Source organism: Mycolicibacterium llatzerense (assembly GCF_025331195.1).
GTDB lineage: Bacteria > Actinomycetota > Actinomycetes > Mycobacteriales > Mycobacteriaceae > Mycobacterium > Mycobacterium llatzerense.
The window spans coordinates 1,022,338-1,038,610 of record NZ_LXOV01000001.1 but is presented as its reverse complement, the minus strand read 5'-3'; the positions used below and the strand labels follow the sequence as shown (position 1 = coordinate 1,038,610).

The 16,273-nt window shown below is 67.5% G+C and carries 14 protein-coding genes; 11 read left to right on the top strand and 3 right to left on the bottom strand.

Annotation, left to right across the window (positions count from 1 at the left end):
• The first annotated feature begins 1 nt into the window (after position 1).
• The 6 genes from A7G45_RS05300 to A7G45_RS05275 all read left to right on the top strand — a co-directional run bounded on the left by A7G45_RS05300 (position 2) and on the right by A7G45_RS05275 (position 7,369).
• Complete coding sequence (locus tag A7G45_RS05300; protein WP_226520320.1) at positions 2–1,561, top strand: virulence factor Mce family protein; 1,560 nt, start codon at positions 2–4, stop codon at positions 1,559–1,561.
• Positions 1,531–2,175: a hypothetical protein gene (locus tag A7G45_RS05295; protein ID WP_260934518.1), complete on the top strand. Its 645-nt coding sequence runs from the start codon at positions 1,531–1,533 to the stop codon at positions 2,173–2,175. Before A7G45_RS05300 ends, A7G45_RS05295 begins: the two co-directional genes overlap by 31 nt.
• On the top strand, positions 2,172–3,143 hold the full coding sequence (locus tag A7G45_RS05290; RefSeq protein WP_260934516.1) for an RDD family protein: 972 nt from the start codon (positions 2,172–2,174) through the stop codon (positions 3,141–3,143). The genes A7G45_RS05295 and A7G45_RS05290 overlap by 4 nt, the downstream gene beginning before the upstream one ends.
• On the top strand, positions 3,143–3,706 hold the full coding sequence (locus A7G45_RS05285; RefSeq protein ID WP_133425779.1) for an Rv1363c family protein: 564 nt from the start codon (positions 3,143–3,145) through the stop codon (positions 3,704–3,706). The genes A7G45_RS05290 and A7G45_RS05285 overlap by 1 nt, the downstream gene beginning before the upstream one ends.
• On the top strand, positions 3,673–4,536 hold the full coding sequence (locus tag A7G45_RS05280; protein ID WP_260934512.1) for a mammalian cell entry protein: 864 nt from the start codon (positions 3,673–3,675) through the stop codon (positions 4,534–4,536). Before A7G45_RS05285 ends, A7G45_RS05280 begins: the two co-directional genes overlap by 34 nt.
• Positions 4,537–5,026: 490 nt before the next feature.
• A complete protein-coding gene (locus A7G45_RS05275) occupies positions 5,027–7,369 on the top strand; it encodes a hypothetical protein (RefSeq protein WP_260934510.1) in 2,343 nt (780 codons plus the stop codon).
• Positions 7,370–7,486: 117 nt separating this feature from the next.
• Here A7G45_RS05275 and A7G45_RS05270 read toward each other — a convergent pair whose 3' ends face one another.
• The 3 genes from A7G45_RS05270 to A7G45_RS05260 form a co-directional block, all read right to left on the bottom strand.
• The gene (locus tag A7G45_RS05270) at positions 7,487–7,999 is read right to left on the bottom strand and encodes a hypothetical protein (RefSeq protein ID WP_260934509.1); all 513 of its coding nucleotides are present in this window, start codon (positions 7,997–7,999) and stop codon (positions 7,487–7,489) included.
• Positions 7,999–9,105 carry a phosphodiester glycosidase family protein gene (locus A7G45_RS05265; protein ID WP_260934507.1) on the bottom strand — a complete coding sequence of 369 codons (1,107 nt, stop codon included), beginning with the start codon at positions 9,103–9,105 and terminating at the stop codon, positions 7,999–8,001. Before A7G45_RS05265 ends, A7G45_RS05270 begins: the two co-directional genes overlap by 1 nt.
• A 170-nt stretch (positions 9,106–9,275) precedes the next feature.
• A complete protein-coding gene (locus A7G45_RS05260; protein ID WP_260934506.1) occupies positions 9,276–10,046 on the bottom strand; it encodes a pirin family protein in 771 nt (256 codons plus the stop codon).
• A gap of 67 nt (positions 10,047–10,113) precedes the next feature.
• Between A7G45_RS05260 and A7G45_RS05255 the strand changes: the two genes are divergently transcribed.
• From A7G45_RS05255 to A7G45_RS05235, 5 genes are all read left to right on the top strand, one after another.
• On the top strand, positions 10,114–10,557 hold the full coding sequence (locus A7G45_RS05255) for a MarR family winged helix-turn-helix transcriptional regulator (RefSeq protein ID WP_260934504.1): 444 nt from the start codon (positions 10,114–10,116) through the stop codon (positions 10,555–10,557).
• A 45-nt stretch (positions 10,558–10,602) separates the two neighbouring features.
• Positions 10,603–11,007, top strand: a complete 405-nt coding sequence (locus A7G45_RS05250; RefSeq protein ID WP_131630715.1) for a hypothetical protein — start codon at positions 10,603–10,605, stop codon at positions 11,005–11,007.
• Between the two features lie 144 nt (positions 11,008–11,151).
• Positions 11,152–14,181, top strand: coding sequence for an alpha/beta hydrolase family protein (locus A7G45_RS05245; RefSeq protein ID WP_260934502.1), 3,030 nt, complete (start codon positions 11,152–11,154; stop codon positions 14,179–14,181).
• Between the two features lie 51 nt (positions 14,182–14,232).
• Positions 14,233–15,009 carry an SDR family NAD(P)-dependent oxidoreductase gene (locus tag A7G45_RS05240; RefSeq protein ID WP_043985653.1) on the top strand — a complete coding sequence of 259 codons (777 nt, stop codon included), beginning with the start codon at positions 14,233–14,235 and terminating at the stop codon, positions 15,007–15,009.
• 293 nt (positions 15,010–15,302) lie between these two features.
• Positions 15,303–16,226, top strand: coding sequence for a DUF4349 domain-containing protein (locus tag A7G45_RS05235; protein ID WP_260934496.1), 924 nt, complete (start codon positions 15,303–15,305; stop codon positions 16,224–16,226).
• Positions 16,227–16,273 lie beyond the last annotated feature (47 nt).

The following is a 16,273-nucleotide window of genomic DNA, read 5'->3' as shown; positions in this document are numbered from 1 at the left end:
GATGCTGACCCGTTTTCTGAAGATTCAGCTGATCATCTTCAGCATCGTGACTGTGGCGGCGCTCGTCGGGCTGTCCCTGGTGTACCTCAAGCTGCCGACCTACCTCGGCGTGGGTATGCATCGGCTGTACGCCGAACTGCCCAACTCGGGCGGCCTGTACAAGACCGCCAACGTCACCTACCTGGGTAACCAGGTGGGCAAGGTGCTGGCCGTCGAGCCGACGGTAACCGGCGCGCGCGTGACCATGGACGTCAACAACGATGTGGACATCCCGGACAACGTGCAGGCGAACGTCCACTCGGTGTCCGCGGTCGGTGAGCAGTTCATCGATCTGGTGCCGCCGGAGAACCCGTCCAAGCGGTACCTCTCCGCTGGGCAGACGATCACCAAGGGCTCCGTCCCCAAGGAGGTCGGTCCGGCTCTCGACGCGACACAGAACGCGCTCGCCTCGCTGCCGAAGGAGAAGATCGGCGCGCTGCTGGACTACACCACGGAGGCGGTCGGCGGGCTCGGCCCGTCACTGCAGCACCTCGTCGACGGTACCCAGGCGCTAGCGGGGGACTTCAAGGACAACCTCGGTTCGGTCGACGACATCATTCAGAACTCGGCCCCGATCATCGACAGTCAGGTCAGGTCCGGTGACGCCATTTCACGGTGGGCCCGGAACCTGAATGTGCTGGCCTCGCAGTCGGCTCAGCAGGACGCGGCGCTGCGCAACGCCATCCAGCAGGGCGCGCCGACGGCCGATCAGCTCAACGCCGTGTTCGGTGAGGTCCGTGACGCGTTGCCGCAGTCGCTGGCCAACGTCGAGATCGTGCTCGACATGCTGAAGCGCTACAACAAGGGCCTCGAACAGGTGCTCGTGGTGCTGCCGATGGCCGGCCCGATCGTCGACTCGCTGACCGCGGTCTACGAGAAGGAACTCCCGATCAACCTGGCACTGGGCATCAACCAGCCGCCGCCGTGCCTCACCGGCTTCCTGCCGGCCTCGAAGTGGCGGTCCCCGGCGGACACGTCGACCGCCCCGCTGGAGTCGGGCCTGTACTGCAAGATCCCGAAGGACGCCCAGAACACGGTCCGTGGTTCGCGCAACCTGCCCTGTGTGGACAACCCGGCGAAGCGCGCGGCGAGCCCCATGGAGTGCCGCGACAACAAGCCGTACGAGCCGCTGGGCACCAACCCGTGGTACGGCACCCCGGACCAGATCGTGAACTGCCCGGCCCCCGCCGCGCGTTGTGATCAGCCGGTCGACCCGGGCAAGGTGATCCCGGCTCCGTCGATCAACAACGGGATGAACCCGCTGCCGGCCAACATGCTGCCGCCGCCGGAGCGTGCGTCGGCGCCGTCCAGTGACCCGATCAGCGCACCGGGGCAGGGCACGGTGGAGTGCAGCGGGCAGCAACCCAACAAGTGCCTCTACACTCCGGCAGCAGGACCAGAGGCCACCTACAACCCGCAGAGCGGTCAGGTGGTCGGACCGAACGGTGTGAAGTATTCGGTCAGTAACTCGAGCAACCCAGGAGACGACGGATGGAAGGAGATGCTGGCACCAGCCAGCTGAACCCCACCGATGAGCAGGACGTCACGTCCCAGGACGTGGTGACGACAGAGCCGTCTGCCGAGGAATCGATCGAGGCGCCGGGTGAAACCGGTGAATCAGAGGGTGCGCAGCGCCCCGCCCGGATCGGGCGGGGCATTGCCCTGACGGTGTGCCTGGCGCTTGTGGTGCTGGCCGCCGCGGTCGGCGCGGGCGGTTGGTTCGCGCTCAAATCGCATCGGGAGAGTCAGGCGCTCGCGGCGAACGAGACGGCCGCCATCGCGGCGGCCAAGGACTGCGTCACGGCCACCCAGGCACCCGACACGTCGGCCATGATCGCCGCGCAGACGAAGATCATCGAATGCGCCACCGGCGCGTACCAGACGCAGGCGTCGTTCATGAGCGGCATCACGCTCGAGGCGTACAAGGCCGCCAACGTGCAGGTGCAGATCTCGCAGATGCGCGCGGCCGTCGAGAAGCACAACGATGACGGGTCCATCGACGTCCTGGTGGCGGTGCGCGTGAAGATCAACAACAGCGCCGAGAAGGACAAGGAAGTCGGTTACCGGATGCGGGCGCAGATGGCACCGGTGGACGGGAAGTTCAAGGTGGCCAAGCTCGACCAGGTCACCTCGTGACGGTTGGTCAGGAGACGACGAGCGCCGAGGCAGTGAGCACGGGGTCGGAGTTCGAAGCGGCACCGGTGTTGGCCTCGTGGCCGGCGCGGGCCGGCGCTTTCGCGCTGGACGTGCTCCTGGGCGTGGCGATCATCGCCGTGATGGCCCTGCTGGGCTATGCCGCCCGGGCCGAATGGACGCTGTGGGCGTACGCCGCCGTGGCCACGCTGGCCGCGGCCGCGGTCCTGGTGAACCGGTGGCTGTTGCCGTCGATCACCGGATGGAGCCTGGGCCGCTCGCTGTTCGCCATCCGGGTGGAGCGGGTGCCGGCCGGCGTTCCCGCCGGTATGGGCCGACTGGTCCTGCGTGACCTCGCGCATCTGTTGGATACCGTTGCGGTGCTGCTGGGCTGGCTGTGGCCGCTCTGGGACCCGCGGCACCGCACTTTCGCAGATCTGTTGCTGCACCACGAAGTTCGCGTCGCCCCGGCGCCCGCGGCGGACCCCGGCCGGCGGGCCGGGCAGGTGCTCGTGGCCGGTGCTCTGGTCTGTGTGGCGGCGGTGGGACTGAGCTACGGCGTGCAGTTCCGGCACGACCGCGCGGTCGACGAGGCGCGGCACCAGATTTCCGAGCAGGGTCCCAAGATCGTCGAGCACGTCCTGAGCTACGGCATCGACACCTATCAGAACGACTTCAAGACCGCCCAGGCGTTGGTCACCGACGGTTACCGCGACCAGCTGATCAAGCAGCAGCAGGCGGTGAGCAAGAAACCGACGACCAACCAGTACTACGCGGTGAGCAGCGCGATCCTCAGCGCCGGAACCGATCAGGCCACCATGCTGCTCGCGCTGCAGGGGCAACGCGGCGTCGACGCCAACACCCTGCGGTTCATCACCGCGACCGTGCGGGTCGAGTTCGTGAAGTCAGGCGACGGCAAGTGGCAGTTGTCGAATCTGACGGTGCTCAAGAGCCCGCGGGGAGGACGCTGATGAGTCCGCGTCGCAAGATCGATGCTGCCGAGCGCTTCGTCGCCGGTGACTACTTCAAGGCTGTGGCCGCGGTGCCCCGCCGCGTGGCGTTGGCGGTGATCGCCTGCGTCACAACGGTTTTGGTGATCGCCGCGATCGCGGCCAGCACCTACCTGCTGGTCCAGCACGAGAAGGACGTGGCGAGTCAGGCCAAGTCGGCGGCCGTGCTGGGCTACGTCAAAGAATTCATGAGGGGCTTCACCGCGGTCGACCCGTTCCACGCCAACGCCTACGTCGAGAAGATCGCGGGGCAGTCCACCGGCGAGTTCGCCAAACAGTTCAAGGACAAGCACGACCAGATCCTCATGCAGGTGGCGCGCGCGCAACCGGCGGAGGGAACCGTCGAAGACGCCGGCGTACAACGGTGGAATGACGACGGCAGCGCCGACGTGCTGATCGCGATGAAGCTGACGACGACGACGCCGGACGGCAACGCGACCGTGGAAAGTGGCTCGCGTTGGGTGGTAACGGCTACGCAGGAAGGGCAGCAGTGGAAGATCAGCCGCATGAATCCGGTGATGTGACCCCCGGGGAGTCTGTGGCCGATGCTCCGCAGGGGACGGCCGACGCCCCGCAGGGCAAGGCGGCCCGGCGCCGGCACCGGCTGCCCCGGCAGAAGGCCGTCGACGCCGCGCCGGTCGACGATGCCGCCGCCGCCGACGCTGGTACTGACGACGCCGCGCCGGCCGACGCGGCCGGCAAGGTTGCCGACGACGCCACCGCGGCTGACGAGAAGCCGGAAGATACTGCCGCACAGGAAGACTCGGGCAGTGAAGCGGCTGACGACGTAGCCGACGAGGAGCCCGGAACTGCGCCCGTGGTGCTGGTGCCGCATCGCCCCGCGGGCCGCAGGCTGCTGGCCGCGGGTGTCGTGGCGGCGGCCCTTTTCGCCGGTGCCGCCGCGTTCGCGGGTGCCGCCGCGCAGCCTTACCTGGCGGATCGCGCCCTGGTTCAGAGCAAGTTCGAGGTCGCCAAGACCGCTGCCGCGGCGGTGACCACGTTGTGGTCGTACTCGCCCAACGACATGGACAAGTTGGCTGACCGCTCGCAGCAGTATCTGGCCGGCGGTTTCGCCGAGGAGTACCGCAAGTTCGTCGATTCGATCGTTGCCAGCAACAAGCAGGCCCAGGTCACCAACCAGACCAAGGTGATGGGCACAGCGGTGGAAAGTATCAGTGCAAATGAGGCCACCGCGATCGTCTACACCAACTCGGTCGCGACGAGTCCGCTGACAAAGGGCATCCCCTCGCTGCGCTACCTGTCGTACCGGCTGACCCTGAAGCGTTCCGGCGCCGAGTGGAAGGTCAGTCAGATGAGTGCCCTGACCAAATTGGATCTGACGCCCCAAATCTAGCGCCGGCCCTCATTCGGCGTGTTTGCCTGAATTGACGCGCGCTACCTGTCAGCACACTGTGAATCGGCCATCTCGAGGCGACGGCGTGCCTGGTCGGGTGCAGGCTGCGGCCATTCGCTATGGCCTGAATCACGTCCGGACCTGCGGCGGGTGCACATCACAGTGGTCGCCGACGTCAATTCTTGGCGGGTCCGTGCGGCGGGCCGGGCCGGTGCACGCGTGGGCCAGCAAACAATTTTCACCAAACGAAAATTAGCTGACTTCACGGCGTACACGGCGCGGTGTGAGCTCCGGTCACCCGTTTGCCAAATCTGGGAAAGCGGCTGGTCAAAGTGCGTGTTGGAGCTGCGATGCATTAATGTTACCGTCCGGTTGATAACCGATTGTGGCGGCTGAGGGGACGGGGCAAATGGCTGTTACGCATCTGGCTGGGCGAGTTCAAGCAAAGCGGGCGGCATTGCTGGGTGCGACTGTCGCAACAGCTACCGCCATGACGGTGACGGCCTCGGTGCCGAACGCGCCGACTCCGCGCGTAGTGCCCTCGTCGCACTCGGCCGTCAACCTGTCGGCATTCACCACGCCGTTCCCGAAGCCGGGCGTGCTGCCCGACATCACCTTCGGCGTGGGCAACGCCGCGTACAACCTGGCGCAGGGCGGCGTCGAAGCGCTGCTGCCGCCGCTGGTTCAGGCGCTCAGCGCCGCCGGCGGCCTCAGCGGGCTCAACCTCACCAACCTGATCAACCAGCTGCCGAAGAATCTGCTGAGCCAGATCCTCGATGCGCTGCCGATCAAGCTGACGCCGCTGCTCAATGCGGCGCTGGGCCCGCTTCTCACCGGTGCGCTGGTCCCGCTGCTGAGCGCGCTCGGCATCATGGATGCCCAGGGCAACGTGACGCTCAGCGGCCTGCTGGACGTGCTGGGCATCAGCCTGGACAACATCCTCGACCTGAGTGGCCTGGACATCCCGGGCGTCAACATCGTCACGGCCGGGCCGGTGTTCACGCTGCTGAAGATCGCGGGCCTCGACCTCGGCTGGACGCCGGGCACCGCCAACGCGATCGCCAACGCGATCAACAACACCGATTACCTCGACGTCGGCGCCATGGGTCTGATCAACGAGGTGCTCGACCGGGCCTCGAACCTCGGCGGCCTGGGGCCGCTGATCTCTGCTCTGCAGGTGGTCATCAACACCGTGGGTGACGCCATCGGCCTGGACAAGCTGGACCTGATCGACGTGCGGGTGCCGCTGTCCGTGGGCTTCGGTCTCGGCGCGTTCTCGATGGGGCAGGCGTATTCGAAGGTGCTCGCGGATCTGGCGAACCAGCCGGGCGGCGCCAATCATTCGGGCCCGGTCCTCGGCAGCCTGACCGTCTTGCCCATGATCCTGCTGAACAACCTGGGCCGCGCCAACGGTGGTCTGCTGGCGCGCTTCTACCCGATCGGCGACCTGCTCGGCATCAACCTGATCACCCCGGACGTTGCGGCCGCGCACAGCGGCGGCATCCCGCTGCTGAACACCGGGTTGTCCATCGGCGGTGCGAGCCTGCTGCCCATCAAGGTCGACGCCACCCTCGAATACCAGCCGTTCTCGGACCTGGCCGCGTGGCCCAACCCGTTCAGCCTGGCCAACAACCTGGTGGCCGGCACCCTGCCGACCTACCTGCTGCGCGGCATCTCGACCGCCACCCTGACCAACCAGCTGACCAGCCAGCTGGGCGATCTCACCGGTGGCCTGCTGTCCGGAAATCCGTTGGCCGTCAACATCTATCTGACGATCCCGACCAACACGCTGCCGCTGATGGAGCCGATGTACCTCACCGGCGACGTGCTCAACATGGTCAGCTTCGGCACGCTGGGCAGCCCCATCTACAAGTTGGCCAACGCGCTTGCCCCGGCCATGACCAGCCTGGTGAACCTCGGCTACACCGACGTCGTCCGCAACGCGGACGGCACCTACAGCCGCACCCTGGACGACGCCGCCACGCCGACGCCGTTCTTCTCGTTCCCGAACGTCAACTGGCAGAAGGTGCCGGCGGACATCATGAACTCGCTGGTCGCGGGCTTCAAGAAGGAGTTCTTCAGCGCCAACCCGACCGCTGCGCCGGACAACGCTGTCGAAGCGCTGATCAAGCTGCTGACCGGCGGCAAGCTCGGCAGCTTCAACCCGCTGGGCGGTCTGGCCGGGACGGTGCAGAACCTGCTCAACGGCGTGCTGGGCACGCTGGGCGGCCTGACGCAGGGCGCGACGGTCAACTCGCTGGCTGCGAAGGAGGGCGTCGTCAGCCCGACGGCCGCGACGGACATTCCGTCGACCACGCCGAAGCTGGCACCGTTGTCGGCCAGCCTCACCGGCCTCACCGGTACGAGCAAGAAGGACGGCAAGCAGGCCACCGATCAGACGGCCGGCGAGAAGGGCAAGACGGCCGAGGACACGACCGGCACCACGCCGGCCGCCGAAGATCCCAAGACCGACCCGAAGGCCGAGCCCAAGGCAGAGGACACCAAGACCGACCCGAAGACCGACCCGAAGTCCGATACCAAGACGGAAACCGAGCAGTCCGGGGGCAAGCACGCCGCCGAGGAAGGCACCCCGTCCACGCCGGACAGCGGTAAGAAGCCGAAGCACGCCGCTGACGATGCCGACGGCACGTCCACCGCGGGCAAGGACAAGAAGGACAAGAAGGCCGACAAGGTCACGAAGGACACCAAGGCCGGCAAGGACAAGTCCGAGAAGGTCGCCAAGGACAGCCCGAAGACCAAGAAGCAGAAGAAGGAAGGCGCCGCGAAGTCGACCGCCGCCACCGGTGGGGGCTCGGCCGCACACGCCGGCTGACACAGGCAGCAGAGACGCCCGACGTGAAATCACGTCGGGCGTTCTCGTCTTCGAGTGAACCGACGCCGCAAATGTCCGAGTGCGGGTGTGCGTAGGTCCGCAGTCGACGTTGTCAGGTCAGGCGGACCAGGCCTGACGAGCGGCCTGCCGGCGGACGACGGCGCCACCGGCCCGACGGCCGTGATTGCGTCGACTGCTGCGGAGCGGGCGTCGTCGCCGCTCAACTCGGCCGGTGTCACCGGCCGGCGCGCGAATGACGACACCCAGCGCTCCGACCAGTCGACCGGTGACAACGACGACGCCGACGAGCAGCCGGCCCACGAGCCACAGGCACAGCCCGACACAGACCCCGACGCCGAGCCCGAGGCAGAAGAGCCCGAGACCGATACGGAGGCCGATCTTCAGGCCGATCCGCAGGCACGCAGGGAAGCGTTCGATCTCCAGACCGGTGACGGTAGGCCGGTGTGGGCGCCGCATGGCGAGGAGGACGAGCCGCGCCAGACCGCGGGCGGCGGCAGAACGGCCCCGGCGGGCTGCTCCGAGATCGAGGAGGAGCCGAAAAGCGCTGGCGCCAAGGCTGATTCCGGTGCCAGCGGCACCGGGGAAGCGACGGCCTGGCGCTTTACGCATCAGGCGAAGCCGAGCCAGCCGGGCAGCGCGCGTTCTCTGGAATCGCACAGCACTGCCGGGGTGTCGCAGGAACCGCGCGGCGTACCGGATCCGGCCCAGCGGCCGCCGGTGTCGCGGCGCAGCACGATGGCGGAGGAGCCACCGCCATCGAGGAGGATGGCGGTGTCGCTGCCGAGCGCCCGGAACAGGTCCTGGACCTGATCGGGCGTGTAGCTGCCACCCTGGAAGATGTACATCTCGTCGCGGCTCCGTACGTAGGCCAGCGCGGTGCGGGCGGCGCTGGGGCCACCGTCGTTCAACTGGCTGGTGTCACCGGGCGCCAGCAGGCCGATGCCGCTGACCGCGACGAACCGGGCGCCCTGGTTCACCAGGTTGTTGATTGCGCCGGTCGCGGCGTTGAAATCGCTTGTGCTGCTTGGCGTTATCATGTACGGCGCACCGTCGGACGGAATGATCATGGTGCTCAGCGCCGTCCACACCTCGTTGCCGCCCGACAGCCCCTGCTTGCCGGCGTAGGGGATGGTGCCGGTGACGGCGGCGTTGGCGCGGCCCTGGCCGCGGGTGTTGTCGACGTAGGCGCCCAGCGGCGAACTGCACCCCGTCGAGGTCCACGACCCGCCCTGCTGGCCGCGGATGTCGAAGAAGTTGGCGTTCACCGCGATGGTGGGCCGGCCCAGCGCCTGCCACGCCTCCAGTGGCGTGAAGACCTCGGAGGCCTGCCACAGTCCCTCGGCGGTGCGGGCGCGGGGATCACGTTCGCAGCGGGATTGGATGCCGCGGTGGGAGTCGACGAGCAGGCGCGGGTTCATGCGCTGCGACGCTGCTTTGATGACGAGCAGATGGCCGCCGTTGCCCGACTCGGACCAGTTGCCCGCGGCGTTGAGCAAAGGCGCGGGGTGGTCGCCGCCGAAGTTGTACACCAGGAAGCTGCCGCGGTAGTTCGTGATGGCGTTGACCAGTAGCGAGCGACCGTCGGCGGCGTGCGCTGCCGGTGCTCCAGCAGTGCCGGCCAGCGCGGCGGCCAGGGCGAGAACCGTTGTGTGCGTGAGCAATTGCCGCAGACGGTGGACGACGCCGCGTCGGGGAGTCGACCCGAGAAACGACATTGTGGCCCTTCCTCCGGTCCGATACAACGACCTTCAGCGTAGCCACAGCAAACACTCTGTCAACTTTGATCACGTCCGCATCACGGCGGGGTGACGGATGAATCACCTTGGTGGACACGGCAATTGGCCCCGCTACCGACCGGGGTCGGAGCGGGGCCATGAGCGCAGGGTTACGAGCCGAACAGATCGGTGTGCATTTCCCACACCAGAATCTCGGCCGGTGTGGTGGCGGTGACACGCTGCCCACCCGACGCCGTCAGTCGCACGGCATCGCCTTCCTGCAGTGGCCCGGCGCCCTCGAGAGCCACCTCGCCGCGTGCCACGAACAGGTGCAGGTATTTCGCCGACGGCAGTTCGACGCTGTCGCCGGGTTCCAGCCGCGCGCCGTGCAGCGCCGCGTTGCGCTGGCCGATGGTGATGGCGGTGTCGTTGGAATGGCCGGGCATGCCCGAGGCGATGGTGACCAGCTTGCCGCGCAGCAGCTCGTCGTCGATCTCCAGCTGTTGGTAGCCCGGTGTCTTGCCGGACTCGTCGGGCACCACCCACATCTGCACGAAATGCACCGGCTCGCTGTGCGATTCGGCGCCGGTCAGGCGCCAGGAGTCGTTCTTCTCCGAGTGCAGGATGCCGCGTCCGGCGGACATCCGTTGGGCCAGCCCGGGGTAGATGACGCCTGAATTACCGGTGGAGTCCTGGTGCACGAGCGATCCGCGCAGCACCCACGTGACGATCTCCATGTCGCGGTGCGGATGGGTCTCGAAGCCCGAACCGGGGGCGACGCGGTCGTCGTTGTTCACCAGCAGCAGGCCGTGGTGGGTGTTGGCCGGGTCGTAGTGGTCGCCGAACGAGAACGAATGCTTCGAGTCCAGCCACGAGATGCGGGTGGCGTCGCGGTCGGCGGCGCGGCGGATATCAATGCCGGCAGTCGGGTTTCTCGTCATTTCTGCCCCTGTCGTTGTCGGTGAGCTTAGGTGTGGCTACTGGACGGCACAACATAAATGATGTGTCATGTATTTCGTGTGGCTGACCGACGATGAGCAGGACCTCTGGCGCGCCTATCTGGCCATGAGCGGCCGCCTGCAGCTGGCGCTGGGCCGGCAGCTGCAGCGCGACCACGGGTTGTCGCTGGCGGACTACGACGTGCTGGTCGCCCTCAGCGAATTACCGGACTGCCGCATGGGTCAGCTCGGTACCCATCTCGGGTGGGAGCAGAGCCGGGTATCGCACCAGCTGGCGCGCATGCGCTCGCGCGGGCTGATCGAGCGATCCGGGTCCGCGGATGACCGGCGCGCTGCCGTCGTCACCCTCACCGCGGGCGGGCGGGACGCGCTCGAGGCTGCTGCGCCAGGGCACGCCGAGTTGGTGCGCTCGGTGGTGTTCGACAGCATGAGCCGAACGCAGGCGGATGCGTTGCGGCGGTGGACCGCGACGGTCCTGGCGCGATTGGGCTGAACGGACCCTGTGAGTCGGAGTGAATTCGCGGCTACAGTAGGGACCGTGGGGTTTGCGGGGAGGATTCACGTGAAACATTCAGTCGCTGCCGTTGTGGTGGGGGGCGCGCTGATGGCCGGGCTGGTGGCATTGCCGGCGCCCCAGGCGCATGCGGAACGCTGTGTGCCGGTGGATGGCACGCCGATGGTGCTCAAGCGGGAAAAGAGCTTCGGCATCGGCAAGGACCTTCAGCTCCTCAGGACCTACACGTATACCGATGGCATGGTGAACTGGACCATCGAGCAGGACGGTGGCGTGAAGTACAACACCGGTTTTGGTTTCGGCGCGCGAATCAACGCGGTCTACATCCCCGAACTGGATTCGAGTGGATCTGTCCCGGGCAACCCCGGCGAATACGTGAACATCGATAGTTGGCACTTCCACGAGCGGGTCTTGATCTGCCCCCAGTAGTCCCCGCCGGCCGCCGGCACGTTTGCTGACCCGGTGGCACCGAATATCGCCATATGACACAACCGTCAATTCTGCGGAAATTGCTGTTCCGCCGGTGTTAGCGTCCTGTCGTCGCAGTCAATATTGCGGGACGGGGCGGGGCACATGGGCGGCAGTCATCGCGAACTCGACGTACGCGGACCACGTTTGGCACTACTGGGCGTAGCAGCGGTGACGGCCACCGCCACCGCGGTCGTCGCGCCGGCTCCCACGCCCACGGCGTTGCTGGCACAGAGCCAGCAAGCGGTGAACCTGACGGCGGCCACCACGCCCTACCAGGCGTTCCAGCACACCGTCGACGCTGTCCTGCCGGCGCTGGTCAACCAGTTCGGCCGGCCGCCAACCGTCACCTTGCAGACGCTGCTGGCGCAGATCCCGCCGAGCCTGCTGACCGACGTCCTCAACGCCAACGTCGGCAACATCAACGTGCCGTCGCTGCTGAATCTGCTGAGCCCCGACCTGGTCTCCGGCCTGACCTCGCAAGTGGGCTCCGGAACGACGTCGCAGCTGAGCTCGGCGATCAGCGCGGCTGTCAGCTCCGCGCTGACCAGCGCCCTGTCGGGCCTGACGGGCACGAGCTTCCTGAGCACGTTGCAGACGGGACTGGTGAGCGCACTGGTCGCGCCCTTGCAAACCATGCTGGGCGGGCTCTCCATCACGGTGCCCCTCCTCGGGATACCGCTGAACCTCTCGGGTCTGGTCAACGTCTCCGGCCTCGCCACCACGGTGGCGAACCTCGTCGCCACCGACCTGATCGGTCAGCTGACCACCGGCATCACCAGCGGTCTGACCGGCAGCCTGTCCGGCAGCGCGCTCACCAACGGTCTCGGAGGCACCCTCGCCGGCGCGCTCAGTGGCATCGTCGCCGGCAATCTCGGTGATCTGGTGAATCCGCTGCTGCAGGCCGCCGGCTTCGAGGACGCCGCGGGCAACATCGGCGTCGGCTCGCTGCTGAACCTGGCCGGGCTGAACCTCGGCAGCCTCGTCGAGAGCGATGCGATCTCCGTGACCACCGCCGGCCCGGCCTTCACCCTGGCCCGCCTGCTGGGCGTCGACCTCGGCTGGACGCCCGGCACCGAGACGGCCATCGCCGACCGCGTCAACAACACGGCGTACCTCACCCTCGGCACCGACACCCTGAAGAACGCGCTCGCGACGAACCTGACCAACGCGCTGGGCACCGGCGCGCTGGCGACCAGCCTGACGCCCATCCTGACGAGCGCGCTCACCAGCACCCTGACCAATTCGCTCACCACCTCGCTGACGACGGCCCTGACCAGCGCCCTGACCAGCACCGTGGACGGCACCGTTGGCAGCACCAGCACGCTGACCTCTGCGTTGACCACTGCCATCAGCACCGCCGTCGGCGACCTGGGGCTGAGTTACCTCCCGCTGGTGGGTAGCGCGATCGACCTGACGGGCACGGTCGTGAATGCGCTCAATCCCCTCATCGGAGGCCTCGTCACGGGCCTGACCAGCGGGACGAGCATCAGCACGCTGGTCAACGCCACCGTGTCCAGCACCGTCACGAGCGTGGTCGGCAGCGTCGTCACCGGTGCCACCAGCGGGCTGTCGGGCACCGTGTCCAGCGCGCTGACGGGTGTGCTGAGCAGTGCCGTGCTCGGCGTCGTCAATGCGATCCCGTCGATCGACGTCGGGTCGGTGCGGATCCCGATCGTGGTGGGTACCGGCCTGGGCGCGTTCTCGGCCGGTGCGGCGTACCGGGATGTGCTGGCCAAGCTGTCGTCGCAGCCGGGCGGGCTGCACTACTCGGGTGCCACGTCGATTGCCGGCAGCCTGACACTGTTGCCGGAGATTCTGCTCAACAACGCGGGCCGTGCGAATGGCGGTGTGCTGGCACGATTCTCGTCGGTGTTGCGGTTGTTGGGCATCAATGCCGTCACCCCGGACGTGGCGATCACCAGCAGCGGCGGAACGGCAGTGGGCAGTACCGGCCTGGCGCTGGGCGGCGCGAACCTCGTTCCGGTGAAGGTCGACGCGACCGTCGAGTACCAGCCGCTGTCGGACTTCGCCGCCTGGGCGAATCCGGTGACGCTGATGAACAACCTGGCCGCGGGGCTGCTGCCGACGTACATCCTGCGCGGCGTCGACCAGGCGACCACGGCCGGCCAGCTGATCACGCAGCTGGAGTCGATGGTCACCACTCTGCAGAACGGTGGCCAGACCAACACCAACATCTACCTGACGGCCGCGGCGAACCACCTGCCGCTGCTGGAGCTCGTCTACCTCGCGGGTGATGCGATGAACCTCATGGGCCTGACGCCCGTCGGGAACGCCGCCTACCGATTGGGTAATGCGCTGTCGCCGGTCCTGACCAGTCTGGTGAACCTGGGGTACTCGGACGCGTACTGGGATCCAGCGTCGGGCCAGTACCTGCGCACCCTGAGCACCGCAGCCACGCCGGTGCAGTTCGGCACCCTGCCGAACATCGACTGGTCGAAGGTGGGACCGCGCCTGTTCACGTCTCTGGTCACCGGATTCGAGCACGCGTTCACCGGCCCGGTGTCGATGCCCAACGCCATCTCGCAGGCGATCTCGCTGATCAGCAAGGGCGGAAACCTGCTGAGCCTGGGTGCGCTACCGTCCACCACCGCAGCGGTCAAGGCGCCGACTGCGCTGCCGACGGCGGCCACTGCGCCGACCGCGACGGCCAACAAGTCGAAGACGCCGACGGCCATCGCGGCCGTGCCGACCGCTGCGGAGACCGGGAAGCAGACGACGACCACGACGGAGACCGCGCCGTCGGTGGAGACCACGACAGCGGCTGAGACCGAGTCACCGGCACCGAAGACCCAGGAACCGGCCAAACCCAAGCACGCCGCCGACGACGCGGACGCCGGAGCTACCGGGGTCGCCGGGGTTGCGAAGGACGGTGCCGCGTCGGACGACGGCAAGCCCACCGCCGCGGGCAAGGACAAAGGCAAGGGTGAGCGCAAAGCGGGCAAGCCCAAGGGCGCCAAGTCCCCGAAGCCGAAAGACAATGCCGCGAGCGCGGATTCGTCAGCTGCTGCGGCAGACGGTGACAGCTCCGGAACGGGCCGGCACCGGGCCCCGACGTCGACCGGCGGCAAACACCGTGCCCCGGAATCAGGCAGCGGCAAGCACGCTGCCTGAGCATTGCCAGGTCCGTCCCGCTGAGTGGTTGGCCTCGCATACGCTGTCGGCGTGGATATCAATGGAGCTAGCGCGGTCGTCACCGGCGGCGCGTCAGGAATCGGTGCGGCTGTTGCCCGTCAGTTGGCCGCCAAGGGTGCCCGGGTCGTCATTGCCGACCTGCAGGCCGAAAAGGGCGAGGCGCTCGCCAAGGAGATCGGCGGCGTCTTCGTCACCGTCGACGTCACCAACACCGAGCAGATCATCGACGCGGTCAAGACCGCCGCTGACCTCGGCCCGCTGCGCGCCCTGGTGAACTCGGCCGGTGTCGGCTGGGCCCAGCGCACCATCGGCAAGGACGGCGAGTTCGAGTCGGCGCACAACCTGGACCTGTACAAGAAGGTCCTCGACATCAACCTGGTCGGCACCTTCGACTGCATCCGCATCGCCGCCACCCAGATGAGCAAGAACGACTTCACCGAGGCCGGTGAGCGTGGCGCCATCGTCAACATGACCAGCGTCGCGGCGTTCGACGGCCAGATCGGCCAGGCCGCGTACTCGTCGTCCAAGGGCGGCGTCGTGGGCCTGACCCTGCCGGTCGCGCGCGACCTGTCGGCAGTCGGCATCCGCGTCAACACCGTGGCTCCCGGCCTGATCGACACCCCGATCTACGGGGAAGGAGAGGCCTCCGAAGCGTTTAAAGCCAAGCTCGGCGAGTCCGTGCTGTTCCCGCACCGCCTGGGCAAGCCCGAGGAACTGGCCTCCATGGTCGTCGAGCTGCTGACCAACTCGTACATGAACGCCGAGGTCGTCCGCGTCGACGGCGGCATCCGGATGCCTCCGAAGTAGCTTCTTCCCGGACCTTTCGAAAACCCCCAATCTCCAACGAGATTGGGGGTTTTCGTTTTGGGCGCAAGGGTCTCGAACGCAACGGGGTGGCGGAAAACCGGCGCAGAACGCGCCGTGCAGTCGCGTTCGGCACGACAGTCGCGCGAGCCTGATCTGACGGCGGAAAGCCGCGCCGAAATTCGCCCTGTGGTCAGGCTCGGCGAAGTCGTTGCGCAGTGGCGGGGAACTGCGGGACGCGCTGGCTGCACATTCGCCACGGAAATCCTGTGAAACGCTGCGTACGCTGGGATGGCATGACGCGCACGAGGTTCCGGCCGGTCGCTTTTCTCGCCCTGTTTATCGCCTCGCTGTGGCTCGTCGCCGGATGTGGCGGCAACGGTCGGCATGCCGATTCCAGCGCGCCGGCGACCGCACAACTCAAAGCCGGCGCCCCGGACGCGAGCGGCATCGCCAGCAAGGGCGGGGCCCCGGAAGCGCCTGCGCCGCCCGTCGATCAGGCTCGGGACGTCGTCAAGACGGCGTCGCTGATCCTTGTCGCCGCTGACCCGGCGGCTGCGGCGGACAAGGCAACTGCGCTCGTCGACAAGGCGGGTGGACGCGTCGACGAACGCTCGGATGACGCCGGGTCGACGTCCGGCCGGGCGAGCGTCCACTTGGTGCTGCGGGTACCCGCGAACGGACTCGACGCCGCGCTGGCCTCACTCAAGGCGCTCGGGACCGTCCAGACGCTCGAGGTGAAGACCGACGACGTCACCGCACGGCGCGTCGACCTCGATGCTCGGATCACCGCCCTGAAGACGTCGGTGGACCGGCTGCTGGCGATCATGCGTGACTCCAAGGATCCCGATGCGTTGATCAAGGCCGAGGATGCGCTGTCGTCGCGGCAGGCAGAGCTGCAGAGCCTGCAGGCGCAGCGCGACACGCTCCGCGACCAGATCACCTACAGCTCCGTCGACGTCCAGATCACCGCCGAGCGTCAGGGCGGCCCCGCTCCGGTCCGCTATCACGGGTTCTTCGGACAGGTCGAACATGGTTGGGATACGTTGTGGGCCTTCGGTTCTCACCTGGTCCTGGCCCTCGGGTTCCTGCTGCCGTGGCTGCTGCCACTCGCGGTTCTCGGCGGGGCCGTCTACGGGTTCGTCAGGTGGACCGGTTCGCGGCGCAACCGCAACGTGCCGGCGGAGCCTGCGTCACCGGCCAGTCCGCCGCAGGAATAGCCGCGAGCAGACGCAAAACTGCCCCTTCTCCGAGGAAAAGGGGCAGT

Coding starts and splice junctions, on each gene's coding strand:
- A7G45_RS05300 (WP_226520320.1), top strand. CDS start 2: ATGCTGACCCGTTTTCTGAAGATTCAGCTGATCATCTTCAGCATCGTG.
- A7G45_RS05295 (WP_260934518.1), top strand. CDS start 1,531: ATGGAAGGAGATGCTGGCACCAGCCAGCTGAACCCCACCGATGAGCAG.
- A7G45_RS05285 (WP_133425779.1), top strand. CDS start 3,143: ATGAGTCCGCGTCGCAAGATCGATGCTGCCGAGCGCTTCGTCGCCGGT.
- A7G45_RS05275 (WP_260934510.1), top strand. CDS start 5,027: ATGACGGTGACGGCCTCGGTGCCGAACGCGCCGACTCCGCGCGTAGTG.
- A7G45_RS05270 (WP_260934509.1), bottom strand. CDS start 7,999: ATGCGTAAAGCGCCAGGCCGTCGCTTCCCCGGTGCCGCTGGCACCGGA.
- A7G45_RS05265 (WP_260934507.1), bottom strand. CDS start 9,105: ATGTCGTTTCTCGGGTCGACTCCCCGACGCGGCGTCGTCCACCGTCTG.
- A7G45_RS05260 (WP_260934506.1), bottom strand. CDS start 10,046: ATGACGAGAAACCCGACTGCCGGCATTGATATCCGCCGCGCCGCCGAC.
- A7G45_RS05255 (WP_260934504.1), top strand. CDS start 10,114: ATGTATTTCGTGTGGCTGACCGACGATGAGCAGGACCTCTGGCGCGCC.
- A7G45_RS05245 (WP_260934502.1), top strand. CDS start 11,152: ATGGGCGGCAGTCATCGCGAACTCGACGTACGCGGACCACGTTTGGCA.
- A7G45_RS05235 (WP_260934496.1), top strand. CDS start 15,303: ATGACGCGCACGAGGTTCCGGCCGGTCGCTTTTCTCGCCCTGTTTATC.